The organism is bacterium (Candidatus Blackallbacteria) CG13_big_fil_rev_8_21_14_2_50_49_14 (genome assembly GCA_002783405.1).
Classification (GTDB): Bacteria; Cyanobacteriota; Sericytochromatia; order UBA7694; family UBA7694.
The window spans coordinates 58858-83384 of the sequence record PFGG01000045.1 but is presented as its reverse complement, the minus strand read 5'-3'; the positions used below and the strand labels follow the sequence as shown (position 1 = coordinate 83384).

Annotated in this window: 21 protein-coding genes; 11 read left to right on the top strand and 10 right to left on the bottom strand. The window is 49.3% G+C overall.

The window, feature by feature from the left end:
• Positions 1-2: 2 nt before the first annotated feature.
• The gene (locus tag COW20_11025) at positions 3-1037 is read right to left on the bottom strand and encodes a hypothetical protein (GenBank protein PIW48060.1); all 1035 of its coding nucleotides are present in this window, start codon (positions 1035-1037) and stop codon (positions 3-5) included.
• A 230-nt stretch (positions 1038-1267) separates the two neighbouring features.
• Between COW20_11025 and COW20_11020 the strand changes: the two genes are divergently transcribed.
• The 9 genes from COW20_11020 (at position 1268) to COW20_10980 (ending at position 10906) form a co-directional block, all read left to right on the top strand.
• On the top strand, positions 1268-2023 hold the full coding sequence (locus COW20_11020) for an SAM-dependent methyltransferase (GenBank protein PIW48059.1): 756 nt from the start codon (positions 1268-1270) through the stop codon (positions 2021-2023).
• 98 nt (positions 2024-2121) lie between these two features.
• Complete coding sequence (locus COW20_11015; GenBank protein PIW48058.1) at positions 2122-2838, top strand: hypothetical protein; 717 nt, start codon at positions 2122-2124, stop codon at positions 2836-2838.
• A 29-nt stretch (positions 2839-2867) separates the two neighbouring features.
• On the top strand, positions 2868-3698 hold the full coding sequence (locus COW20_11010) for a MoxR family ATPase (GenBank protein PIW48057.1): 831 nt from the start codon (positions 2868-2870) through the stop codon (positions 3696-3698).
• Between the two features lie 6 nt (positions 3699-3704).
• Positions 3705-4907, top strand: coding sequence for a hypothetical protein (locus tag COW20_11005; protein PIW48056.1), 1203 nt, complete (start codon positions 3705-3707; stop codon positions 4905-4907).
• A gap of 122 nt (positions 4908-5029) precedes the next feature.
• Positions 5030-6082 carry a penicillin-binding protein gene (locus COW20_11000; protein ID PIW48055.1) on the top strand — a complete coding sequence of 351 codons (1053 nt, stop codon included), beginning with the start codon at positions 5030-5032 and terminating at the stop codon, positions 6080-6082.
• Positions 6083-6198: 116 nt separating this feature from the next.
• Positions 6199-7350 (top strand): acyl-CoA dehydrogenase, encoded by a 1152-nt coding sequence (locus tag COW20_10995; GenBank protein ID PIW48054.1) that lies wholly within the window; start codon positions 6199-6201, stop codon positions 7348-7350.
• Positions 7351-7513: 163 nt separating this feature from the next.
• Positions 7514-8581, top strand: coding sequence for a hypothetical protein (locus tag COW20_10990; protein ID PIW48053.1), 1068 nt, complete (start codon positions 7514-7516; stop codon positions 8579-8581).
• On the top strand, positions 8565-9722 hold the full coding sequence (locus tag COW20_10985) for a hypothetical protein (protein ID PIW48052.1): 1158 nt from the start codon (positions 8565-8567) through the stop codon (positions 9720-9722). Before COW20_10990 ends, COW20_10985 begins: the two co-directional genes overlap by 17 nt.
• A gap of 113 nt (positions 9723-9835) precedes the next feature.
• Complete coding sequence (locus COW20_10980; protein ID PIW48051.1) at positions 9836-10906, top strand: hypothetical protein; 1071 nt, start codon at positions 9836-9838, stop codon at positions 10904-10906.
• Between the two features lie 29 nt (positions 10907-10935).
• On the opposite strand, the gene COW20_10975 is transcribed toward COW20_10980, so the two are convergent.
• Together COW20_10975 and COW20_10970 are read right to left on the bottom strand one after the other, a co-directional pair.
• Positions 10936-12348: a hypothetical protein gene (locus tag COW20_10975; protein PIW48050.1), complete on the bottom strand. Its 1413-nt coding sequence runs from the start codon at positions 12346-12348 to the stop codon at positions 10936-10938.
• Positions 12345-13244 (bottom strand): hypothetical protein, encoded by a 900-nt coding sequence (locus COW20_10970; GenBank protein PIW48049.1) that lies wholly within the window; start codon positions 13242-13244, stop codon positions 12345-12347. Before COW20_10970 ends, COW20_10975 begins: the two co-directional genes overlap by 4 nt.
• A gap of 73 nt (positions 13245-13317) precedes the next feature.
• Here COW20_10970 and COW20_10965 point away from each other — a divergent pair, with 73 nt between their 5' ends.
• Positions 13318-13779, top strand: coding sequence for a hypothetical protein (locus tag COW20_10965; protein ID PIW48048.1), 462 nt, complete (start codon positions 13318-13320; stop codon positions 13777-13779).
• On the opposite strand, the gene COW20_10960 is transcribed toward COW20_10965, so the two are convergent.
• The 4 genes from COW20_10960 to COW20_10945 all read right to left on the bottom strand — a co-directional run bounded on the left by COW20_10960 (position 13750) and on the right by COW20_10945 (position 19986).
• A complete protein-coding gene (locus COW20_10960; GenBank protein ID PIW48047.1) occupies positions 13750-15546 on the bottom strand; it encodes a hypothetical protein in 1797 nt (598 codons plus the stop codon). The two genes, COW20_10965 and COW20_10960, sit on opposite strands and share 30 nt — an antisense overlap.
• Positions 15547-15659: 113 nt before the next feature.
• Positions 15660-16550, bottom strand: a complete 891-nt coding sequence (locus tag COW20_10955) for an EamA family transporter (GenBank protein PIW48046.1) — start codon at positions 16548-16550, stop codon at positions 15660-15662.
• Positions 16547-17998 carry a hypothetical protein gene (locus COW20_10950; GenBank protein PIW48045.1) on the bottom strand — a complete coding sequence of 484 codons (1452 nt, stop codon included), beginning with the start codon at positions 17996-17998 and terminating at the stop codon, positions 16547-16549. Before COW20_10950 ends, COW20_10955 begins: the two co-directional genes overlap by 4 nt.
• Positions 17767-19986, bottom strand: coding sequence for a hypothetical protein (locus COW20_10945; GenBank protein ID PIW48044.1), 2220 nt, complete (start codon positions 19984-19986; stop codon positions 17767-17769). Before COW20_10945 ends, COW20_10950 begins: the two co-directional genes overlap by 232 nt.
• On the opposite strand from COW20_10945, the gene COW20_10940 reads away from it, so the two are divergent.
• Positions 19978-20262, top strand: a complete 285-nt coding sequence (locus tag COW20_10940; GenBank protein ID PIW48043.1) for a hypothetical protein — start codon at positions 19978-19980, stop codon at positions 20260-20262. The genes COW20_10945 and COW20_10940 overlap by 9 nt on opposite strands.
• Before the next feature lie 77 nt (positions 20263-20339).
• On the opposite strand, the gene COW20_10935 is transcribed toward COW20_10940, so the two are convergent.
• The 3 genes from COW20_10935 to COW20_10925 are packed head-to-tail and all read right to left on the bottom strand — an operon-like array spanning position 20340 to position 24295.
• Complete coding sequence (locus COW20_10935) at positions 20340-21857, bottom strand: hypothetical protein (protein PIW48042.1); 1518 nt, start codon at positions 21855-21857, stop codon at positions 20340-20342.
• 9 nt (positions 21858-21866) lie between these two features.
• Positions 21867-22526 carry a hypothetical protein gene (locus COW20_10930; protein ID PIW48041.1) on the bottom strand — a complete coding sequence of 220 codons (660 nt, stop codon included), beginning with the start codon at positions 22524-22526 and terminating at the stop codon, positions 21867-21869.
• Between the two features lie 11 nt (positions 22527-22537).
• Positions 22538-24295, bottom strand: coding sequence for a hypothetical protein (locus COW20_10925; GenBank protein PIW48040.1), 1758 nt, complete (start codon positions 24293-24295; stop codon positions 22538-22540).
• Between the last annotated feature and the right edge of the window lie 232 nt (positions 24296-24527).

The window sequence follows — 24527 nt, the reverse complement described above, 5'->3', positions numbered from 1 at the left end:
CTTCAAGGCTCGTGGCTTAGATCTACAATCAGACCAGAGGTTTGATGGATAAAGCCCAATTTCATCGCCGTGCCTTTTTTGAGCAAGCCTTCGATCCATGCTTCGCTTGCATTTTTAAGTGGCAATTGAAATTCATCATAGCCCTCGGTGCGAATCGGGGGCTTGGGTTGCAGGCCTAAACTTTTGCGGTAGACATTTTCAAGATGCAGAAAATTCTCGTAAAACAGTTCAGGATCATAGTAAGTAAACGGAATGGAGCTTTCACCCGCTTGCGCCCAAGTCACATTTCCCCAGAGAAATTCTGTCAGTGGCACTGAACGGTTTTCTTGGGGCAGACGGGCATTGGGGACCAGCTTGGTATGGGCTGGAAGTTTGGTTTGGCGACCCATTTTTATTAAAGGCACATCATAGTGGCGGGTCCAGAACTTGCGCAAGGGAAAGGGAATACCTGCTGTTTCGACAGCGGCATTGGCAAAACTGGTACAGCCCGCGCCTTCCATCTTGAGCGGTTCAACAGGAAAACCATAGTTGATGGCTGCCCCCGATTGATCATAGGCCTTGACGAAATTTGCAAGTTTTTGACACTGTTCGGGTTTGACCTGAAAACCAATCCAAGAAAATTGCTGGGCTTTGGCACCGCTTTGAATCCGCTCTTCGACTTCCTGGGCAGACTCAAGATGGCCGTCATCATAGACAAGTTCAAGCAGGCTCATGCCCCAGCCTTGAAGCAGGGTGGAGACCCCTTGTCCATTGTCTTGTCCGGTTTGACCCGCTGCGCCTTCCTGCTGGCTGCCATCCGCTTGTTGGCACGACCAGGCGATTTGGGCATGTCCTATTGAACTGGGGTAGCCATAGATTTTTTTTGCAATTTGGCTTTGAAGCGTGGTGCGTGCCAGTCTGCTGGGGTTAGACCAATCCAACCAGGCAGCAGAGGGAAAAGCGAAAACCATAATATAACTGGCGTTGGGGTTGAGTTTGAAGACATCTGAATAACTGGCTTCACGGGCCTGCACCGGCAGGGTTGCGCTGCTCAGCAAGGCGCAAAGTATGCCTGAAAGGAAGGGGATTCTGACTTTCAAGGGGGTTTACCTATCATTGTGGATTTTTTTCATTATACCCTGATTGGCCAAGTGCAAAACCCAGCTTGATAGACCGTGGGTTTTGCCTGCTCTTTTGATCTGGTACCTGGATCTTTAATCTCTTCAGAAGCGGGAACAAAGTGGCCCCCAAATACGCCCCTAATTTCAAACCCTCAAGGAAAAAGAAGATGCACTATACACAAATCAATTCAGAAGTGATTGATCAATGGGTCGGTTCAGGCTGGGAATGGAGTCTGCCGATTGATTCTGAGACCTTTGCCCGCGCCAAAGCCGGGGATTGGTCGGTGGTTCTGACGCCCACCAAAGCGGTTCCCAAAGCCTGGTTTTTAGCGTTTCAGGGCTGTAAAATTTTGGGGCTGGCCTCAGGGGGAGGGCAGCAAATCCCGATTTTCTCTGCCTTGGGAGCCGAATGTACGGTTCTGGATTATTCAGAGCAGCAATTGGCCCGTGAAAAGGAAGTTGCCGAACGCGAAGGCTATTCCGTTACCACCCTGCGGGCAGATATGACCCAGCCCTTTCCCTTTGCAGATCAGAGCTTTGACTTGATCTTTCATCCGGTCTCCAATTGCTATGTTCAGGAAGTCGAGTCGATCTGGCAAGAATGTTTCCGCGTGCTCAAGCCCGGCGGGGTTTTGCTGGCAGGTTTGGACAATGGCTTCAATTATCTCTTTGATGAAGCAGAAGAAAAAGTGGTAAGAAAGCTGCCCTTTAATCCGCTTCAGGATCCTGAACTTTATCAGGAGTCACTTGAAAAGGATTGGGGCATTCAGTTCTCGCATACGATAGAAGAGCAACTGGGCGGGCAATTGCGGGCAGGTTTCAGATTGACGGATATCTTCCATGATACCAATGGCTCTGGGCATTTACACGCTTACAATGCGCCCTGTTACTATGCCACGCGGGCTGTGAAACCCGAAGTCTGAACCGGGCGTTTTCGCTCTGATTCTACTATAATGAGCAGTATTGGCTGACTGGATTGTACCTGCGGCCAACCCTCTGAAAGCAGAAAGGCAAGAATCTGATGGGAATCGTACATGAAGTTTGTGATCAGATTGCGCCTGCCCTTTGGGTTTATGCCGAAGATCGTGAACAGGCCAGCCATAAAGGGGCCGTCTTTTTTTACCATGGTTTGGGGTCAGCCAAAGAACAAAGCCTGAAAGAGCTTGAAAGTTTGGCTGCACATGGATTTTTGGCGATTGGTATTGACAATAGGGGCCATGGCGCGCGGCGCTATGCTGATTTTGAGGCGCGGTTTTCGGGTGAGAATCCTGATTTTGGCAGTGAATTGATAGCCGCTGTTCGGGCCACTGCGGCTGAATTGCCTCACTTGATCGATGCCTATCTGGCTGAAGGCTGGATTCAACCAGAAAAATTGGGCTTGGTGGGTGTGTCGATGGGGGGCTATATTGCCTATGCCGCCATTTTAGCCGAACCCCGTCTGAAAGCCGTTTCTGTGATTTTGGGCTCTCCTTATTGGCGAGAAAGCCCTGCAGAGAGTCCGGCTCACCGGCCTGAACGCTTTTTCCCGTGCGCTTTGCTCTCTCAGAATGCAGGCCAGGATCAAGCGGTTCCCGCGCAGTTTGCCCGGGATTTTCATCAGGCCCTTCAGACCTATTATGCCCAGGCCCCTGAACGCCTTGCCTATTTCGAATATCCTGAATCGGGGCATTTTATGCGCGAAGAAGACTGGGATCTTTGTTGGCAGCGCAGTATCAGCTGGTTTGAAAACAATCTTTAAGTTTGCTCTGAAAGGCAGTGAAACAAAGCATGGAATTTACAGGCTCAGATAAATATTATTTAACCCCTGAATTGAAAATGATTGTGAATATGGCCATGCAAATGGACAAGCCTCTCTTGCTGACCGGGGAACCCGGCACGGGCAAAACCCAGTTGGCCTTTGAGATCAGCCGCGCATTGAAGATGCCGCTTGAAATTTTAAGAGCCAAATCGACGATCAAAGGCGAAGAGGCCTGTTATGTGCAGGATACGGTCTTGCGTTTGAACGATGCCCGTTTTGGCACCGGTGAGACGGAGCGCAATGTGAATGAATTCTTTGATTATATTATCTGGGGCCCGATTGGGCGTGCCTTTCGCAGTGAAGAGCGGGTGGTATTGCTCTTGGATGAGATCGATAAAACAGAAACCGATGTGCAGGACAATCTGCTCGATGTGCTCGATGAAAAACAATTCACCATTCGGGAGGTCAACCAGATCATTCAGGCCAAGCAGAACCCGTTGATCATCATCACCTCCAATGCCAAGCGCGAGCTGTCAGATCCCTTTCTGCGGCGTTGTTTTTGTCACCATCTGGCCTTTCCCAGCCGGGAAGAAATGCTTGAGATTATCAAATTGCATTTTGAATCCCCGGATTCTGGCTTGGTAGACGCGGCTTTGAATATTTTTTATGAATTGCGGGCCAGGGGCTTTGAAAAAGCCCCTGCCACCAGTGAACTTTTGGATTGGCTCGAAGCATTGCAAAGAACTCAAACCCAAGTATTGGTACCCGATCAGCTGCCCTTTCTGGGGGCTTTGCTCAAGCGCACTGAAGATATTTTGGCCTACCGCAAAGGCCCCCATCGACAGCAGCGTTCCTGGTAAGCCGTGATGGAAGCAGATCCCCTGTTTATCGCCTTTTTTCAGCTCTTGCCGCGCTATGGCGTGCCCATCAGTTTGCAGTATATTCTTGAATTTCAAAGCGGGTTGGAAAGAGGGCTGGTTAAGAATTTAGACAGTCTGTTTGTCTTTTTAAAACTGACGGTTGTCAAAAAGGCAGAGCATCTGGATGCCTTTGAACGCGCCTTTGCCTTCTATTTTTTGGATATTGATATTCCCAATCTTGCAGAAGGGGACCCCGCCCTGCTCTCTACCCCGCAGTTCAAGGCCTGGTTGAAAAATGCCATTGCCCAAAATGAAATCACGGGCCCGGTCTGGAAATTGAGCCAGGAAGAGTTGATTCGCAAGTTCTGGGAAACCTTGAAAGCCCAATTGGAACGACATGATGGCGGCAATCGTTGGGTGGGAACAGGGGGCAGTTCTCCCTTTGGGCACTCGGGCATGGCCCAGCCTGGGGTGCGCGTACATGGGCCGGGCGGCAACCGTTCGGCTATCAAAGCGATTGGACAACGAAATTTTATCGACTATGCCTCTTCGAATGCCTTGAAAGGCAGCAATATTCGCCAGGCTTTGGCTTCGCTGAAGCAACTCAAACCCTCGGGTGCCCATACTGAATTGGATATCGAGCGCTCGATTCAAGCCACAGCCAAAAATGGCGGTGAAATTGAACTGGTTTTTCAACGCGATTTGAAGGATAAAATCACCGTTATGCTCTTGATCGACAATGGGGGCATGTCGATGCTTCCCCATATTGATCTGACCCGCTTGGTGTTTGAAAAACTCAAGGATCGCTTCAAGAGTCTGAAAATCTATTATTTTCACAATACGATTTACCAAAGCGTTTTCAAAGATGCGCGTCATCAGGAACGCATTGAAACAGAGAAGCTTTTGCAGGCGTCTCCAGAAACACGGGTGATTTTTGTGGGGGATGCCAGCATGGGCCCCGGTGAATTGGTCTCTCCCTATGGCAGTCTGTATTTTGAAGATGAAACGTCTGAACCCAGCCTGGTCTGGTTAAACCGCTTTAAAAAACGCTTTCCCCATCTGGTTTGGTTGAACCCCTTGCCCAAGGAGAGCTGGGATCAAACCTATGGTTCCTGGACTTTGAATACGATTCGCAGTTTGATCCAGATGGAAGATTTGAGCCTGAATGGCATCAAAAGAGCGGTCGGATCTTTGAATCAGAGTGCTTAAGACCTTCTGAGCTTTTCTCTGCCCAGTTTTCCAATTTCCTTTTTTTAGATATACTGTCTGTGTTTTTCTTACTGTCCCATCCATAGAGTTAAAGCAGGCATTTAATTTTGAAATTGAAGAACATGGCCAGACAGGGCGCTTTAGGGGCCGCCTTGATATTCGCTGCCTTCAGCCCCGTTTTTATCCCGGATTTTGCTGCAAGGGCTGCGCAAAAATCTTCCCTTGAGCAGCTTTCCAAGGCTCCAAAATTTCATGGAACGGTATTAATGGTCAAAGAAGGAAAGGTTGTCTTTCAGGCTGCACAAGGTTATTGCGATATTCGCAGTCAGAAAAAGCTGGAAATGAACTCGGCTTTTAATCTGGCTTCAGTTTCAAAACAGTTTACGGCCTTGGCCATTGCCCAATTGGTGGAAGCTGGCAAACTTCGTTATGAAGATAAAATTCAGAAATACTTGAAGCTGCCCTATCCTGAAATCACCGTGGATCACTTGTTGGGCCACCGTTCAGGGCTTCCTGATTATATCGAACTGGCAGAAGAAGAGTGGGATACTGATCAGTTACTCACCAATGCAGATATCTTAAATTTATTCCGCAAACACAAGCCAGCGCTCGCGTTTAAGCCCAATAGCAAGTATGATTACAGCAATACAGGCTATGCTTTCTTGGCTTCGTTGGTTGAAGCTGTCTCCAAACAGAGCTTTGCAGATTATCTTAAAGCACACGTTTTTACCCCAGCCGGCATGCAGGACAGTTTTGTCTACCAACCGGGCAAATCCAAGCCCCTGGTCAAGGGCATGGCCTATCAGCGCAATCAACTGGTTGGTGATGATCTCACCTGGATGGATGGTGTTGTTGGCGATGGTGGCATCTACAGCTCAGCTTTGGATCTGCGCAAATGGCAGGAGGCTCTGTTTCAGGGAAAATTGATTTCCAAGGCTGGCCTGAAAATGCTGTTTCAACCTGGACAGCTGAACAATGGGAAAACAACCGATTATGGCTATGGCTGGGTGATTGATGAAGAGGGCGATTTGGTCTGGCACAATGGTTCCTGGGCCGGTTTTCGCACCCTGATCAGTTATCAGATCAGTGAAGATTTTCTCACGATTGTATTGAACAACAGTGGCTATGAAGACAATGATGGCCTGGTTGAGAAGATCAGCAAAGATTTGCAATGAGCGCTAGCGTGCTTTTTAGCAATCGCTTGAATAAATCTTGGCCAGCACTCCTTCACTTGTATGCACCGTGTTATAATGCCGTTTGATCAACCTATTACCCCCGCAAGGAGCTCGCTATGATCGATTTTTCTCTTTCTGATGAACAAAAAGAGTATCAGAAACTGGCCCGCGATTTCACCCAAAAAGAAATCATCCCCAAAGCCGCTTATCACGATGAAACCGCTGAATATCCCCGCGAAATCATCAACAAAGCCTGGGATGCCGGACTGATCAACAACCATATTCCCGAAGAATACGGCGGCCTGGGCCTGAGTGTTCTGGATGGCAGTATCGTCTCTGAAGAACTGGCCTATGGTTGTTCTGGTATTTCGACCGCAATGGAAGGCAATATGCTGGCAGAATGCCCCGTTTTGGTGGCTGCCAATGAAGACCAGAAGAAAAGCTTTTTGGGGCGTATGACCGAAGCGCCTCTGCTTGCCGCCTATTGTGTGACTGAACCCGATGCGGGATCAGACGTCGCCAGCATTCGCACGACCGCCAAAAAAGTGGGCGATGAATATATTCTCAATGGTGCCAAAATGTGGATTACCAATGCCAGCGTTGCCAATTGGTATTTTGTTTTGGCCTCTACAGATTTAAGCGCCGGTGCCCGTGGCATGACCGCATTTTTGGTTGAAGCTGACAGCGAAGGCATTCAAGTCGGTAAAAAAGAAATGAACATGGGCCAGCGCTGTTCTGATACCCGTGGGATTACCTTTGAAAACGTGAAAGTTCCTGCCAAAAATCTGCTCGGTGGCGAAGGACAGGGCTTTAAAATTGCCATGGCCGCCTTTGACCTTTCTCGCCCCATGGTCGCAGCAGGTGCTGTTGGTGTGGCCCGCCGTGCGATGGAAGAATCGATTCAATATGCCTCCCAACGCAAAACCTTTGGGGTGCCGATTGCCAGCCACCAGGCCATCAGCTTTATGATTGCCGATATGGCGAAAGATATTGAAGCGGCTCGCATGTTGGTTTGGAGATCGGCCTGGATGATCGATCAAGGCGAGCGCAATACCAAATTTGCAGCTTTTGCCAAATGCTTTGCAGCGGATACCGTGATGCGCGTGGCCACTGATGCTGTTCAGATTCACGGCGGAAATGGCTATAGCAAAGAATATCCTGTTGAAAAATTGATGCGCGATGCCAAAATCTTCCAGATTTACGAAGGCACCAGTCAAATTCAACGTTTGATTATCGCCAAAGAACTCTTTGAGCGTAAACGCGCCTAGGCTTTTCATTTTCTAAAGACCATCGCCTCTTGGCGGTGGTCTTTTTCTTCTTGACGGTGCGAGGATTTTGTCCCGCTCTTAAACCAGAACCCTTAGAAATAGACTAAACTGTACGGGCAAGGATATAACTGGCCTGATCAAACTGATTTGAAGGAATCTTTTCATGAACCCGACGCTTGACGATTTGCAGCAGCTGACCCAATTTGACCCTTCAGGCATGCTGGAACTGGTAAAAGCCGCTCCAGAACGGGCCCGCTTGCATTTTCAAATGGGGCAGAACCACCCCCTTCAGGCCCCCAGTGATACGTTTCATCAGCTTTTAGTCTGTGGTATGGGGGGGTCTGGCAGTACGGGGGATTTGCTTCAAGCGCTCTGTACTGAGTCGAAGCTTCCCATTTGGGTGAATAAATCCGCAAAACTGCCGGCTTGGGTGGATTCCCATACCCTGGTGATTGGGGTCTCCTATTCAGGCAACACGGCAGAAACTTTGGCCTGTATGCAAGCCGCGAAGGCACGGGGGGCGCATTTGCTCGTGCTTTCTTCTGGGGGAGCCCTGTCTCAATTTGCCTCCGAAAATGGTATCCACTGTATTCCGATTGCAGGCGGCTTGCCACCACGCTCTGCACTCTTTGATATGCTTTTTGCCCTCTTGGGGAGTCTTTATCAGCTGGACAGTCTGAAACTTTCGGCTGCGGAACTTGCAAAGAGTTTGGAGCCTCTTGCCGATTGGGCCCATGCTTTTGCGATCAGCCCACAAAATCCAGAGCCAGAACCCCTCAAACTTGCAAAATCTCTGCGTAGCCACGACGTTCTTTTTTGGGGCAGTGATCCAGAAACGGGTATTATTGCCCAACGCTGGAAAAACCAATGGAGTGAAAATGCCAAGCGGCTTGCCGTTTGTTCGAATTTGCCGGAACTCAATCACAATGAGATGGTGGCAATGTGTGCTGCCTATCATAGCCAAAAGGCTTTGGTTTATCTTACGCTAAATTCCGATGTGGCAGATTTTGATCGCGTCTCCTTGGAGCTGGTGGCAGACCATATTGCTTCGGTAACGGTGCTTCAGGCCCAAGGCGAGAATCATTTGGAAAAAGTTTTGTATCTGACCTGCCTGGGTGATTTTGTCAGTGTTTATCTGGCCTTGCTCAATCAGACGGATCCTACTCCGATCGCGCCCATCGATGAATTCAAGCGGAGAATAGCTTTAATACCTCATGGAACCACGCTTTGAAGCCAATGGATGGCAGGCGGTCGTAGCAGACCAATTTACCTTTACCAATCTGCGTATGGTGGTGCAGGCCATTTGTAACCATGTACGCAAACAACAGAGCTATATTGATAATTTCCCGCCGCGACTGGTGATCGGCTGTGATTCGCGCTTTATGGGGCAACATTTTGCCCAAGTGGCTGCAGAAGTCGTCACCAACAATGGTCTGGATGTCTATATCAGCGATCGTGCAGCCCCTACCCCGGTTATCAGCTGGATGGTTCAGGATTTGGTCTGTACGGGCGCGATTATGATTACCGGGGCCAATGAGTCCGCTGAATACAATGGTGTGAAATTTATTACCTCCCATATGGCCATTGCCAGTGAAGACACCACCCAGGGCATTGAACAAGAAATTCAGATCCTCAGCGAAAATCCTGGCTATCTGCATTACAGCGTCAATCCCGGTGAAAAGAACCTCCACAACCCCAAACCCGCTTATTTCAGCCAAATCAAACGCTTTGTCGATTTACGCCTGATTGCCTCTCTGCCGATCGATATCACTGTGGATTATCTCTATGGCATCAGCTCGGGTTACCTTCACGAAATCTTCAGGGAAGCAGGTGGGGTTTTGCGTGAAATTCAAAACAGCCCCCATTCCGATTTTGGCAGTTTGGTGCCTGTCTTGAGTGATGAGAATCTTTACGAATTGCGTCAGGTGGTGGTCAGTACACGGGCTTCTCTGGGGGTGGGCATTGCGATTGATGGCGATGGCTGCAATATGCAGGCCATTGGCATCTGTGGCACCTTGATTCCCCATGATCAAATGTTTGCGCTTTTAATTGATTATTTGGTCACTGAGAAAGAATGGCATGGGGGCATTGTCAAGCCTACCCGTCAGCATGATTTTGCTGAAAAGGTTGCAGAATTTCACAAATTGCCAATTACCTATTCAACTACCACAGATTTTCGCAATATTACCGCTGAAATGGTTCAGGAACAGGCCTTGATGGCCAGTGATGGCTTGGGGGGCTATGCCTTTCAAGGGCATATCATGGAGCGGGATGGTATTCTCTCTGCCCTGATTTTGCTTGAATTGATGGCCACCCGCAAGCAGAATTTGAGCCAGTTGATTGATGCGCTAAACGAAAAGATTCTCTCCTGATTCGCATTGCTTCTGGGCAGCGTGAAGGCCTGCCTTTAAGAGCTTGAAACTTGGAGGGGTACTGTGCTAGCGTATTCTAATCCCATTCATTCTTCTTTGGCGGAGGCTGATTCGTGAGTGTTTTATCCATTTCTCGTTTAGAATCACAATTATTGCAACAGGTTGAGCTTGCGCGTGCCGAGGGGCAGGCTTCTCCCAGTTTGAGCCCTGTGCAAAAGCAGATGGTGCAGTATGCTTTTCAGGATTTCGTGAATTTCTTTCTGCAATTGGAATATTTAGCAGACGCCATGCGCCGTCAGAAACAGTCTCAGCTCGCTTCCGGGCCTTCCCTGGTGGGAACCCAGGCATTGAGCACAACCGACTTACACCTCAAGATTCAAGTTTCATCGGCCTATGAAACCCCAGCTACGCAATCCAGGCCTCAACAACCCGTCACCGTACAAAAATATGCGGATGAAGCCAGTCGTGGCAGTTTGATTCAGATTTATACCCCCTTTACCAATGCTGAAGGGGTTACCGCCTATCAAGTGACTTCCATTCAATTGGCCTTGCGTCTGGATGCGCTGAGCCAAAATCCTTCACTGGCTGAAACGACGCAAACGGGGCAAATTCCACTGGCTGCAGCTTCTGGCAGTGCAGGTCAGGGCCTTGATCAGTTTTTTAAAGCAACCGATACTCAAGCTGAAGCCCCATTTTGGGCGTATGAAAATCAAAATGCCATGGAGCTATTGGAAGAAGAGCAGCGGCTCGAAGACTGGCAAGCTCAGCAAGATCTTCAAGCGATGATAGAAGCCGCCTATCAGGTGATGGCGTATCTTCATGCTCCTGAGCTTCAGGCTGCTTTTGGTATGAATGAAGAAGAAAAAGAAATGATGATGAACGCCCTTCAAAATGATCCTGCGGATGTGGCCCAGGCGGTCTTGAAAACCTTCATCCGTAAACGATGCATGGAATTAGAAATGCTGCGTAAGGAATTAAAAGACAAACAGGATCTGGAAGATGCGAAACATAAAATTGAGAAAGTGCCGCCTCAGTTTGAAAGGATCCTGAATTTCTTTGATACGACCCAACGCCTTCTCGAAACCCAGAAAATTGATAAAAATGCCCTGCGCAGCTTGATGGATGCGATAGATAAACTCAATCAGTCTTTGAATCAGAATCTGGTGATGAGCCCAATGGCCTGATTTTTCTGCCTTGGGTTGGAATTTGCGCTTCAGAAGTTTTCAGGTTCCCACCACTGGGCGTGTAAATCTTCAAACAGAGATTCTGCTTCGCTCGGCCCCCACTCTGAATCCCGGTAAAGATAGCGGGGCAGTTTCTTCTGTTCTCTTGCTTTTTTTAAAGGGCTGATCCAAGCTTCAATGCTTTCAATTGCGTCAGCTCTGAGAAACAGTTCCTGTCTGCCTTCCAGACAATCCAGCAAGAGGGCATCAAACCCTGCGCGCATGCTTTTGGCATTCGCCTCATCTTTCCAGTTCAGTTGAACCGCCTGCAATTCCGTGGTGTTTTGACCGGCGGGAACTCCCAAGCTCAGTTCCAATTTGAGTTCTGGAAAAAAACTGATCACCAGTGTGTTTTGAACGTCTAAGGGATCGCTTTCTTGAAACAGCCGATTGGAGACGGGATGAAAATGAAAAACCAGATCCAGGCGATCCTGGGGAACCCCTGCTGCGCTGCGCAGGTAAAAGGGGGTTTCGTTCCAACGTCCATTGTCGATATGGATGCGCAAGCCGAGATAGGATTCGTGGGGTTCAATGTCTGCTTGGAGCAGACTTTCTGATTTCAATCTCCCCAGCATGGCCAACTCAGGAATTTCGTAGGGGTCGAGATTTCTTAAAGAAAGTAAAACCTTGAGCATTTCATTGCGAATGGCCTGTTCCTCGCGCAGCACGGGGGGGTCCATGGCGATCAGGGATAAAAGTTGAAGCAGGGCGGGGAGACGTTCTTCAATAAAAGAGGGTTGCTCTCTGTTAACAGGGGTAAGGTCTCCCAAGCTGATTTCCACTGCCTGGATCTGGTGGCGGTTCCAGAGCGGCTCAAAAATGCCATTGGAAAAGCGCAGGCTGATCAAGGCATTCAGGATATAGGGGCAGAGGCCATAGCTGCGTCTGAAAATTTGTTCTTCACGAAAGAGGTCATGCAATTCGCGTTGTTTGCTTTTCAAGCCTGCGAGATCTGAATGCAGGGGCATCTCCAGCAAAATTCTGCGAAAGCCGCGCACTTCAGGGGGTCTTGAAAGACCCAGACTGTGTATAATTCTCAAAAATTCTGAAAAATCCTCTTGCAGCGGATAAAACAGAAAATTGCCCTGAAGATCGAGTTGAACATTGAGATGGGCAATCAATTCATGCAATTGGGTGAGTTCTTGCGTGGAATGTTCTGCCACCTGAAAGTATTCAAATTTAGTGAGACTGTTTTCCTGCCATTCCAAACCTTCTTCTCTGAGCTTTTCTGCTATGATTTGGTTCCATTCCTCACCCGTCAGAGGGGTTTCTCCCATCAGCAGGCAGGCCCAGTGGCTGGGCAATTTGTTTTGACGGCTTAAACTGAGTAGATTTTTGAAGAGCTTGCTTTCTGGCAAATCTTCAGGTTTGCCATAGCAGAGAAAGAGAACGGGCGGGCTCACCAGCGGCCGCCTCCCAGGGTGGTTTGAAAAAACTGCTGCAATTCCTGAACGCCTTTTTTGAAGCCTTCGGCTCCCATATAGAGGCCACTGCGACTGGCCTCAATTCTATTATTCAAGAGGGTATAGGTCACCTGCTCAACGGGCAGGTAGTATTCGTTTTCAATGATCTGCCCTCCCTTTTTCTGAACCAGAAAATTGAGCATATCCAGCGATTCCTGGCGAACGGCTTCCTGCAAGGCGTAAAAACGGGCCTCTGCCAAGACACTCTCTTCGCTGATTTTTACATCTGAATAATCTTCGGGTTGGGGCAGCCAGGCGGTACTGACTTTGCCCTGCAGGCGTGTGATTTCTGCATACAGTGCTTTAAAGGCCTGGGCAAATTTTTGGATATTCTCGTCGCTGCCGATAAACCGGGCGCGCAGATCCAGTACACTGCTGCTGGTATCGAGCAGAATCCCACATCCCGTTTGCCGTGAAATTTCCTGCGTCAGTTTTTCTGCTCTTTCAAGAAAGAATCCCAAACGGGGAAAACGTTGGTTGAGAAATTCGCGATCTTCATCGACGCGAAAGCGCCCGGCACTGAGATCTACGAACTGATCTTCGGCGCCACAGGCCTCATCACATTGAGCAGCACGGCAAAAGGGATCGAAGCGGTCTTTGATTTCAATCCATTGGCCTTTCAGCCGTGGGCAACCCGAAACAGGCATAAATTGATGCCACCATTCGGTATTGGTGATCGGGCACGAAATCATATAGAGCCCCTGGCCTTCCACTTCAATCTTTTGGATTGGACTGAGATAGCCGTAGCTCAGGGTATCGGTCTTAAAGACAGTTCCTGCGGCGTTCCATTGGCCTTTCATGCCGATTAGATCTGAAAGTTGCGCCAGATGCTCCATGGCTGACTCCTGTGAAGATGCGATTTCAATCATCGTACCAAAAATTTAGGACTTTTTCCTGAGAAATTTTTTAGTGTATGCTGCCTGCATGAAAAAACGTTTGCTGACGCTTTTACCTGCTTTGATCATGACGGGATTGATCGCTTGGGCTTCTTCTCAGACCTTTTCTGCGGAAAATACGGGGGGCCTCCTTTATCTTTTGCTTGCCTGGGCTTTTCCTGGCTTCAGCGCCGAGACCCTTGCGGGCTTGAATACCCTGCTCAGGAAAGCTGGCCATGTGACGGCCTATGGCTTGCTGGCGCTGAGCTGGCTCGGCGCGCTACAGTCATCCTTTCGTCAGCGGGCTTCAGCGCGGGAGATCTTCTTTGCTTTGCTGATTGCCCTGGCTCTGGCCAGTTGGGACGAATGGAACCAAAGCCTGATCCCCTCGCGCACAGGCACGGCCTGGGATTTGTGCTGGGATATGGGCGGCGCGCTGCTTTTTCTCTGTTTGCAGTTTTGGTTCTCAGGATTCTACTCGCAGCGAAAAACTTAAGCCTTCAAAGGGATCGCCATCGGGGGCCAACAAGGTGGGGGCCAGCTCAAGGGTCAGCAAATCCCCTGCCTGCCAGAGAGGGGGTTTTATACCTGCAGGCAGGGTTTCGGCTTGGCCAAGATCTTTCCATTTATCCGGCAGTCTCTGACTGGAGCTGGTTTTAAAGTGGCTGAGAAAGCGAAAGCCCAGAAAGAGGCCCTGGGGATCCTCAAAGCTCAGCCGAAGCGCACCCAGGCTGTCTGCTTTGCAGGTAAAACTGGCTTTGTCATGGGGATAGGGTTCAGGCAATTTGAGCAAGGCTTCACGCAACTGGGCCTGCAAATCCTGGGCGACTTCTCCTGCCGTTTTCAGGTTTTCTCTCAGGTTGATCTCTCCCAAGGGCACCTCCTGCCAAGAGCGGGTCACAAGTGAGAGTTTCAAGCTTTCACCATTGGCATCGGCATCATCGGTATTGTAGGGCCCCGGCCAGCTTTCCAGTTCGGCTCCTCGGGGGTAAACCCCGCTGAGGGCCTCGCTGAGGGGCACTGGGCCTTTTAATTTCAGTTCGGACGTGCTTGTGCCCCATTCGACACTCCCGCCAAAGGCTGCCCAGGAGATATGCTCGAAGAGCGTGAGCCCTCCCCTTTCCAGGCTGAGGGAATAGTTTTGGGCCACCTGCTGTTTTGTCAGGCTGCCCGTCGCCACAGGGGCCTGTAGGGGGTTGCCATTGCTGCCCCCTGCCAAGATTCGATCTGCCGTTCTGTAGGCCACGGGCTGAGAGAAATGCAAAGCCAGGTCTGAATTTAGACTCGCTCTGCCGTGGGTAAATTGGGGTTTGAGCGGGCTATAGACAGGTTTCAGTTCAAGACCTTGGCCATCGCTGCTGGCCAAAGGGGAAAGAAACTGGTAATTTCGTTTGAAACCCTGAGCGTCTTTTAATTCAGGAATTTGGTCAAATTTTAGCGTGTAGTGGGGCTGACGTTCTGGGTCACGATCTGTTGGCCATTGAAATTCTGTTTTTAAGTTGATGCGCAGCTCTGTTTTCTGAGCGTTCCAGCGCTTTTCAAATGCTTGACTTGAAAATATTTTACGGGCCTTGGCCTCCACAAAATAGCCTGCCCCTCCCTTTTCGATACTGAGCGGTAATTGGGCTTGCCCGTAAGCTGCCAAGGCCTGCTCGATACTTTCTGAATCAACGGCCTGATTAAAATAGAGGGTCAGTGTCTCCTGCTGCGCTTCCGCGCTGATTTGCAGCGGCGGGAGGGGGCTGGGAGTGGGCGTGATTTCGGGGGCAGGAGTGGGTTCTGCGGGGGCTGGAGTTTCAGACTTCAGTGTCAGTTTTAGGGGCAGCGGGAATTTTGCCTCTTTTTTGAGCGAAAGGGCCAAATAGGCGCCATAGTCCATGCCCGTAAACTGTAAATCGTGAAACAAGCCCGGTAAATTTCGGAAGTTTTGGGCCTGGTTCTCGCTCTGAATATCTGAATTGGGGCCAAAATAGTCGATTGTAAACAGATCCCCAAGCTTGGCATCCAGATTTTGTCCGCTGGCGGCATCGGCTTCCACGATCAGCAGGTATTTGATGCCAGGAGTTGTTTTTAAATTCAAGACCCGCTGTTCACCCGGTAAGAGCGTGAGTTTTAGGGGGATTTCTGGAGAAAAATCTGCGGGAGGCAGGCTGGGCGTGCTAATGGGCAGAGGTGTTTCACTGGGCTGATTTGGGGGGGTGATCGGGGCGAGACTGCAGCCCAGCATCAGACTGCAGGCCAGTGTAAGCAGAATCGGTTTCATGTTTTGACCTCTTGGGGGATGTTTTTTATAGACGGGTTTTGGGGCTTGGGGTTCCTTTTTTACAGCCTTTTTTCGATGCTGGGTTTGTGCTGCTAGTCTTTTGCGCTTCGGGGCTATGCTTTGCTTTGCGCAGAGGGTGTGTGCATTAGCGCGCTCTTATTTTCTTGTTTGCGCCCCAGGGTATTGCCCAAAACCACGCCTGCAATCACCAGACCCAGGCCGAGAATGGCCAAGGGCGGGATTTGCTCGTGAAAGAAAAACCAGCCCATGGCCAGGGCATAGGCCACCCCGATATAGTTCAGTTGTGAAATGATCGCCATTTTTTCAGCCTGTAGGGCTTTGGTCAGATAATACTGGGCAAAATGCGTGAAGATGCCGATCAGTCCCAACCAAAGCCATTCCTGTCCGTGGGGCCTGACCCAATGGGTCAGGGTATAGGGGCTGACCAAACTCAAGGTCACCAGGGGAAAATAAAAGACGGTTACCAGGGGGTGATCCAACCCCCGCAGTTTGCGCACATAGTTATAGGCCAGAGCCGAACAGATCGCCGCTCCAATGCCTGCCACCAGGGGCAGCCAGGCAATCCGGGTGTCAAAACCTTTGATCAGCATGACCCCCAGAATCGAGATTCCAAAAAACAGCCATTGACGACGAGGCGGCACTTCTTTCAGCAACCAGATCGCAACCACTGTAGAAAAAATCGGAGAGAGGTATTGGATCGTGACGGCTGATGCCAGGGGCATGTTTTTCAGGGTCCAGAAATAGAGGCTCAGCCCCAAGGTGCCATAGAGCCCGCGTAGCAGCAGCCAGGATTTTTTTTGTCCCCAGGGGGAGATCTTCAGTTTCCAGAGTGAGAGCCCTGAAAGCGTGAAAACGCCCAGAGCCCTGAAAAAGACCATTTCATGGGTGGGAATGCCAGGCAGCCCTTTGACGCAGAAATTCATCAGGGCAAAAAAGAAGGTTGAAATCAGCATTTCGGCAATGCCTGCTGGCCATTTTTTCATCCTTCGCGTTTTTCCAGCTCCTGCCAGAGGCCCTGTGCGCGTTCCAGCAGTGCTTCCTGGAGGCCTGAAAGGTCTTCGCGTCTTTGCAGATAGAGCTCAAGCGTTTTGAGCGGGTGCAGCGGTTCTGTCTCAGCCAGATCGGGCATGCGTATCCGTTCATCCTGGTCTTCTAGGATTGGGCGAATACTGGCGTGAAATGCTGGTTCCAAGGCTTGTTTGAGCAAGCGGCTTTTGACTTCATCGGCGCGATGGGTTTGAATTGTATAGATCACGCGCACGATTGCATCCTGAACCTGGGCTTTTTCAATGCCTTTGAGCAGATCTTCGGTGGGGGTTTCACTTTCGAGCAGATTTTTTTCAAGCGTGATAAACCGGCGGCTGGGCAAGGCGACAAAGCGATAATTTGTCTTTTCAGGCAAAATTTCGACCAGCATATAGCCTTTTTCTTCTTTTTCTTCGCCGAAATCTACCCTGTCGACACTGCCTGGATAGATTACCGGCGGATCCTGACTCAAGATTTGGTGTTTGTGAATATGCCCCAAGGCCACATATTTGTATTCTGAGCGGGTCAAGAGCCCCAGCGGGATCGTAAAACCATAGCCAATCGACATGCTGTGTTCAGAGCCTATCCGGGCTTGTTCCACCCCCACATGGGCTGCCAGAATGGCGGGGATTTCGGGATTGAGCTGGTTTTTAAAATAATCGAGAATTTCCTCCACCTGTTGAACCAGGCTGCGATCGACCTCAGTAAAGGTTTTGCGGGCATAATCATCGACGGTCATCAAAGCGCTCTTGGAAATATGCGGCAAACTGACGATTTGCAGCGGGCCTGAACGGGTGGGAAGGGTTTGAATCTGGGGGCGGCCACTGACCCAAACCCCTGGGATATCCAGGGTGGCATAAATATCCAAGGCATGGGATTCCCCATAGCGGTTGGTTTGATCGTGGTTGCCAATCAAGAGAAAAACGGGAATTTCATGGCGGGCCAATTTGAGAATACGTTCTGCGAAAAGGCGCTGGTGGGTATTGCTGGGTTCGTTGATTTTAAAGGCGTCTCCCGCAAAAATTACGAGATCGACGCTTTCCTGAATCGCGTCTTCGATCAGGCGATCAAAGGATTTTACAAAATCCTCAAGTCTGGTATTCAGACCTGTTTCGGCATTGATCTTGCCATAGTTTTCCACGCCGATATGTAAATCGGCAAAATGCAGGATTTTCACGCTTGCTTGGGCAGCAGTGTGCTGATCATCTGGGCATTTTCTCTCAGCACGGCACTCATGATCTCGAGATAGAGCTGCAAATGATGCGTCAGCGTCTCCAATTGCTTCGCGATTTCTTGATTGGATTCGTGTTCGAGGCTTTCCCAACCTGCTTCCAGATGGTTTTGCAGGGTGCTCAAAATCTGTTGCTTGAGCCCTGCTCCCGTATGTTCTTTGGCCAGAGCACAGGCTGCTTTCAGCTCTTTTTCGGTTTGATTTAAGAGCAGTTCTGCGAGTTTTCTTCGGCTTTGTTTCAGATCTTCCTGCAAGCGCAGGCCTGTCTGAAGCGCCTGTTCACTTAATATTTCTGAGCAGGAGCGGTTGATTTCTGCCAGCCTTTGTTTTACTTCTGTGAGCAGGGCTTCATCACTTTGGGGCAGGTTCTGAAAACTTTCAGCAAAGTGTTTGAGCAGCTCGAGCAGTTGATTGAGCAAAAGATCGGGCTCTGTTTCAATATTCTGAATAAAATAGGCGTTCCAGACCGGGGCCAGTCCGCCGAGTACAAAATCGCCAAGTTCTTGGGGCAAATTCAGTTGGCTGCCTGTGGAGGGGCTGGTGTAAAAGCCTTGATTGCGCACGGTTCTTTGCAAAATTTGCCAGGAATGACTGCCCCAGGTGCTGATCAGTTCTGGCAATTCCTGTTTGCTTTCCTGCAGATAATTTGAAAAATGGCCCAGTAGAATCGTTTTTGCCTCGGCCTGGCGTTTTTCTAATTTTTCACGAATTTGTTGCAAACCGGTCTCCAGGGTCTGACGGGCCTGCCCGAAGGCGTTTTCAAGGCCCTGTGTGTGAATTTCGGCGACACTTTGCAAGCTCTTGCGCCCTTTTAAGCCCTGCAAGAGCCGTTTGATTTCCTGGTTCATCTGTTGGCATTGACTGCGGATCAGTTTTTTTCGCGCCTGCAAACCTTGGTTGCTGACAATTTCTTCCATATAGTTTTGCAAAGGTGCGATTCCGGTTTGCGCCTGATTTTCAAGCAAGCCCTGGCCTTCTCGCCAGCCCCGCAGGCGCTGTTCTTCGAGCGCAGAAACCACAAAGACAGGTGAGTGCTCAAGGGTTTGGCCGATCAACTGGAGTACGTCGCCGATTTGGCTTTGTACCCGATAGCGGTGGCTGAACCACAGGGTCAATTCACTCAGTTGTTCCCGAATCCGGGCTTGAATCTGTTCCTGTCTGGCACTGAGTACTTGTTCCAGACTTGCTTCGGCGGGCAAGCCCAATTGTTGTTTTTCGAGTTCAGGGATAAATTCATCCGCACGGGTGCCAATAAATGCCAGTGCGCTGAGGGTGCCGTCCATGATCACCTGGGTCAGAAAGCCACGGTCTTTGAGCAATTCCATCACATCGCGGGTCAGCCCGCGGGTCAGGTTAAAGGCCAACCAGATAAACCCGGCCTGCTTAAGATAGGCCCGTGTAATCTGTTCCCGTGCGGGATTGGGATCATTTAAACCTGGTAAGTCCACCAATTGCAGCCCCCCTTTGAGAATTTCAAAGGGGCCCCTGATTTGTACCCGTTTCAGCAAGGGCCAGATCTGCCCTTGTGCGGTAAGAATCGCTGTGAGTTCCTGCTTGAGTTGTTCAGCACTGCGGTAGCGACTGAGATGAATGCCCTCGTTGAGATATTTTTGCAGGTTTTCAGGCAGGGGTTTTTCAAGCAGGCGGATCATCTCGTCCAAGGGAAAGGGCAGTGGGGGCGGCCCTTCCTGGGGTTTATACAAGCTCCAGGCTTTGTAGATAAAATCCTGTTGACCCAGCAGGTTTTGACCGCTCTCACGGGATTCTTTGATTTCATCCAAAAACGCTTGCTTTTCGGCTTCCCAACTTTCTGGGCTGATAAACTCCAACTGTACGGCGATTAGCTTGGTGGGAGCATAGCTGATTTCAACCGCTGCCGAAGTACAGGTGCGAAAACTGTGGGTGGGCAATAAGTCTTCGCCGAGCAAGGTATTGATCAAGGTGCTTTTGCCTGCGCCTGTTCCCCCCAGCAATGCGACTGAAACGGTTTCTCCTTCGGCTGCGCTGGCTTGCATTTCTGCCAGTTGTTTTTCCCATTTTGCAAACAGGGTTTCTAATTGGGGATCATTTTCTTTCTTTTTAAAGGCGGCAATTACCGTTTTGAGTTTCTCAGTCAGGGCCTCTGTGTATTGGGCCAGGGTCGTAGACATGGCTTGCTCCATGGAATCCAGTTTGTTTCAGATACCCAGTTTACCAGAAAGCCAGGCCTGCTCTACGGGTTCCTTCTGCTTTCTCCCCTGCGTATTGTATTGAGTGGGCTTTCTTTTGTGCTTTCATCTGTGATTTTGCTTACTGACAAGCGTTTGCCTGCCTATTTTGGGCTTGTTTTGCTTGCAAATGTTAGAAATGCTTTTGAATTTTATGGAGGGCATTCATCTGCTTATCTTGTTATTGAAACTAAAAATAAGCGAGGCCCGTATTTTTGCTGCCACTTCTGAAAATAGTGAGGCCAAAGGCCTGGAGCAGGAGGTTCTCAACCCTCTTTGCTCCAGGCCTTTGGCCAGTTCTCAGGCTTTTAGTCTGGGCTTTTTAAGCCCAGGCGTCCTTTCATTTCCCACCATTTATTGCGTAAGATTTCGGCTTTGCTAAAATCTGGCAGGGCCACCCCAATTGAGCCCATCAAATCAGGGTGAACATAAATATCTGGGCGGGTGCCGGTTGTCGGGAGATTGACGGTATTGCCAAAGATATTTCCATAAATTTTGGCTTTTTGAACCGTGATAGATTGATTGCCGAAGAAGAAACCTGCATAGCGACTGCTATCACCTGAATTTCTTCCCAATTCCATATTGCCGCTGCAAACCAGTCCGAGGGCTTCTGTATTTGGGAAATTACTTGAATCTTTGGGTTCAAGACCCTCAGGCGCTTGAACATTGCCTTCTACAAACAGTGCGCCTTTGCCTGTATAACTAACGCTTTGGGGTATGCTCAGATTGCCGATGATATAGACAGTACCCTGGAGTACCAATTCATGGGTACTGGCGTTGTAGCTCAGTGCGGGCCCACTGCCGAGACTGAAATCTGAGTTTCCGAGTACCAGGTCGCCTGTATAAATGGCATTGCCATTGTTTTGTGCTTCATTTTTGCGGGCGTTCATAAAGCTGCTGTTCACAGAGGCATCGGGAAAACTGACGCTGGGAAGGGTATGATCTTTTTTACCTTTGGCTTTTTCCTGGCCCTGTCCAATAATCCCGTCTCCTGCGGTTCCTGTCATGCCTGTTCCTGGGTCGATGATATTGCTATTTTCTTGGACATGGATGGCTTGCATTGGATTGGCTGAAGTTCCCAAATCTGCTTGTGCAGCCAGTTTGACCACGCCATTTTCCATATCTGCTGAAAGGGGGTCTTTGTAAACAAAGACTTCAGCTTCAGGGGGGGTGACGGGTAAGCTATAGCCCTGAAAATTCTGATTGTCATTTAAATCCGTATAATCGTTGTAAATTCCTGTTGAAGAAGCATCAAGATGGAGTTTTCCGGCTGTAAAAATGCCTCCATGAATACGTGCTCCCCCATTGATTCGGGTGCCTCCGAGCTGGTGGTTGCTGGCGATTGCAAAATCTCCCAGGCTGACTTGTCTGAATTCTACGCCCAGGGTTCGTTGAACCTCTCGGCCTGAAGTGCCGCCTTGTCTGTCAGCAAAGATTTGTCCGATGGCTTTGATGCGCATGAGGCGACGGTTACTTTCCGCTGGCAGAATTTCCAGCCAATAGCGTCCAATGGGGAGCCCCTTGCTGTCTTTAACGGTTTGCCATTTCCACAGCCAGAAACTTTCGGGCGCGTTTGCGGGTCTTTGGGTCAGGTCTTTGAGTTCCCAGCTCATATTGTCATTTTGCCAGGTGAGTCCGGTCAAGGCTCTTTGAATTCCGGCTTCGGCAATCATCAATGCCTTTTCAGATAAAACGGTGCGTTGATTGACTTTGACATGCCCTGTAATTTTCATGGCCATGGCTCCCATCAAAGCACTCATGACCACCACCAGGATCATGACGGGCAAGAGTGCGCTTCCTTTTTGGGGTTTTATTTTTCTTTGCATAGTGACCTCTTAAAGATTCAGATTGCGGGCATCAAGGGTGGTATCCAAACGAAACCGTCTTTTGACTTCCAATTTGGTCTGTGCGCTCTGTGGATTCCGTACATAGCCATAGGTCGCGGTGACGAGACGCAGGGTGACCAGATTGAGCTGGCTTCTGTTTTGTTGAAAATAGGATTGTTTTCCGGGCTCGATCACCGTTGCTTCCCGAATCAGGGGGGTGATTTTAAAGCTTTCGCGATCGCTTGCTTTTTCTGGATCGGGTTCAAATTCCCCATCGCTTGTATTTAAGTGGGTTTCACTGCCATGATTTTTTTCCGCTCTTAAGAGCGAATAAACGCCTTCCGTGTTCTGGTGAAACCAATACCTGACCAGGATATTGCCACTGACCTGTCCTGAATTATGATCGTGAACAGGGCGGATAAACAGGATCTCTTTCGCTTGGGGCAATCCGTCGAAGGGAACTTCAAAATAATCTGAGGCCTGGCGCAGCTCTTCGGCAATTTTGGTAATGGCGATGCGCGCACTTTGTTGCATATTGGCTTCAGATTCTGCGATTTTAAGCGCCTGTTCTGATTGCAGGTAGAGTCTTAAACCCAACCCTGTCAATCCTGCCAGTAAGGTAATACTGACGAGTAATTCTGTTAAGGTAAAGCCTTTTTGTGATTTCATTGTTTTTCCCCTTATCGTTTCGCTTGGCCCAGAAAAAAGACGGAGCTGGTATTGATTTTTTGCTGATTCCCTTTGCCTGTCCAGGGTGAGATAAAGACCGTTATTTTTTTCATTTCGGCTTGATCATGGCCTGTGCCGTTTATGGTGACCACCTGGATCTGTTTGACTGCAGAAGGCCGTGTGCCCCCTTCTACCTGAACGCTTACGTCATAAAGACCGGGTTCAGCGAAGGTATGGTAGCTCATGCCTGCATAGTTTACTTGGTTCTGACCATCTCCAAAACTCCAGTTATAGGCAGGGTTTTGACCTGTCCCCAAGGCAGTGGTGTCAAAGCGAATCTGTTGACCGACATTGACGGTGGTGGTTGAGGTCAGAATTTCGACTTTGGATTGGGCGTGAACGGTGGTGCTGGTTATGACTGGACTGGTATCTGTGCCGCCGACGGGGGTGGCTGTCATGCTGACCTTATAGTCTCCTCCCAACAGATAGCGGTGGTTGCTGGAGGGAAAGCTGCTATCATTGGGGTTTTCGTCTCTCAATTCCACTTCTGGACTTCCATCGCCAAAATTGAGTTTGTAAACTACTGCGCTGGCACCAGTATCTGCCAGATGTCGGCTGGTGGTTTCAAATTGAAAATTTGTGGTTTCCGAATTATCTAAGGGCCCTGCGATCCCTGTGCTTCCTGGATTGAGATTGATAATTGCCTGGCGACCGCCTGCCGGAGAGACGCTGATGGGTTGACTGGCTGTGGGATCTGCTCCCCCTGTCACTGTCACTGCGGGGGTATAGTTTCCCGATTCCTGATAGACGTGGGTCACGGTTTGGCCGGTTTGGGATTGTCCATCTCCAAAGGTCCAGACAAACTGAGGGCTGCTGCCGCAATCCATATTGTTGTCTGTACTGCAGGTGGCTCTGAACGTGACGGTTTCTCCGGTTTCTGGCGCATTGGGAATAACTTCTACCGTAACAGCCGATTCTTTGATGGTGAGATATCTGCGGGTGCTGACGGCCCAACTGGGGTCTCTTGTGTCTGTAATCGTGAGAAAGACTTCTTTGTTGCTGCCTGGGACACTGAAGGTTTTGACTGGGGCCGCATCTCCAGAATTATTGCCTTCGCCGACGCCAAAATTCCAATTGTATTGACGGAATCTTTCGGGAGGGCAACCTGAGCAACTGCTGCTGAATTGGAAGGGAGTGGTATTTTTATAACCGATAGCCGTGGATGGCGTCATTTGGATTGAGAGACTCGCATTGTTGCCGGCCAGGGCGGGAGGCACCAGAAAATCTGAAAGTTTGTTATCGCTTTGGGCTGGTGAAAGACTTGCAATTTGATCAAAAGGTCCTTTTTGAACCAGCAGATCGACACGGTAGTTGACGTTGTTCATGCTGATCAGGCGCGGATAGGTCAAAGGGTTTGAGCTGTCACCCATGCTGATGGTATTGCCTGTGACCAGGGGCGGTGAAACTGTGGTGTCTATACTTACATCATTGCCTCGGGTATCCAGAACGGTAATCAGGGGTTCATTCTGAGCCCTTTCGGGTTCTGTACCTGCATTGATGGTATTAAATTCCTGGCGGTTGATTTCTTCCATGACCTGGTTAATGATCTGGGTGCTGACGATTTGACGTTTGTTGCGATCATTGTTCTTAAAACTGGCAGGGATAAATGTTGCCATGCCCAAACTGACTGTCATGAGAATGCTCGTGGCGGTCAGCATTTCAATCAAAGTTAAACCTTTTTGTCTTTTGCGAATCACACTGTTTTTCATTTCCTTGTTCCTCTCCCTTTGTAAAACTAAATTTTTGTTTACAAAACTTAACTTTACCTGATATACAAATCTTAACAATTAATAGTTTGCAAGTCAATTGGGTCTCTGATAAATATTACAAAATATTAAGTTATTAAGTAATGACTAACTTTTTTCTAAGTTTTGTTTAGTCTAAGCAATCTCTTTGGTTTTTTTTCCGATATGATTTTTATCAAAAGCGTAGTCGGAGTCT

Excerpts from the sequence above, each read along its gene's own strand:
- COW20_10935 (PIW48042.1), bottom strand. The coding sequence starts at position 21,857 with ATGCAAAGAAAAATAAAACCCCAAAAAGGAAGCGCACTCTTGCCCGTC.
- COW20_10945 (PIW48044.1), bottom strand. The coding sequence starts at position 19,986 with ATGGAGCAAGCCATGTCTACGACCCTGGCCCAATACACAGAGGCCCTG.
- COW20_11005 (PIW48056.1), top strand. The coding sequence starts at position 3,705 with ATGGAAGCAGATCCCCTGTTTATCGCCTTTTTTCAGCTCTTGCCGCGC.
- COW20_10925 (PIW48040.1), bottom strand. The coding sequence starts at position 24,295 with ATGAAAAACAGTGTGATTCGCAAAAGACAAAAAGGTTTAACTTTGATT.
- COW20_10930 (PIW48041.1), bottom strand. The coding sequence starts at position 22,526 with ATGAAATCACAAAAAGGCTTTACCTTAACAGAATTACTCGTCAGTATT.
- COW20_11010 (PIW48057.1), top strand. The coding sequence starts at position 2,868 with ATGGAATTTACAGGCTCAGATAAATATTATTTAACCCCTGAATTGAAA.
- COW20_10985 (PIW48052.1), top strand. The coding sequence starts at position 8,565 with ATGGAACCACGCTTTGAAGCCAATGGATGGCAGGCGGTCGTAGCAGAC.
- COW20_11020 (PIW48059.1), top strand. The coding sequence starts at position 1,268 with ATGCACTATACACAAATCAATTCAGAAGTGATTGATCAATGGGTCGGT.
- COW20_11015 (PIW48058.1), top strand. The coding sequence starts at position 2,122 with ATGGGAATCGTACATGAAGTTTGTGATCAGATTGCGCCTGCCCTTTGG.
- COW20_10970 (PIW48049.1), bottom strand. The coding sequence starts at position 13,244 with ATGGAGCATCTGGCGCAACTTTCAGATCTAATCGGCATGAAAGGCCAA.
- COW20_11000 (PIW48055.1), top strand. The coding sequence starts at position 5,030 with ATGGCCAGACAGGGCGCTTTAGGGGCCGCCTTGATATTCGCTGCCTTC.
- COW20_10955 (PIW48046.1), bottom strand. The coding sequence starts at position 16,550 with ATGAAAAAATGGCCAGCAGGCATTGCCGAAATGCTGATTTCAACCTTC.
- COW20_10995 (PIW48054.1), top strand. The coding sequence starts at position 6,199 with ATGATCGATTTTTCTCTTTCTGATGAACAAAAAGAGTATCAGAAACTG.
- COW20_10960 (PIW48047.1), bottom strand. The coding sequence starts at position 15,546 with ATGAAACCGATTCTGCTTACACTGGCCTGCAGTCTGATGCTGGGCTGC.
- COW20_10990 (PIW48053.1), top strand. The coding sequence starts at position 7,514 with ATGAACCCGACGCTTGACGATTTGCAGCAGCTGACCCAATTTGACCCT.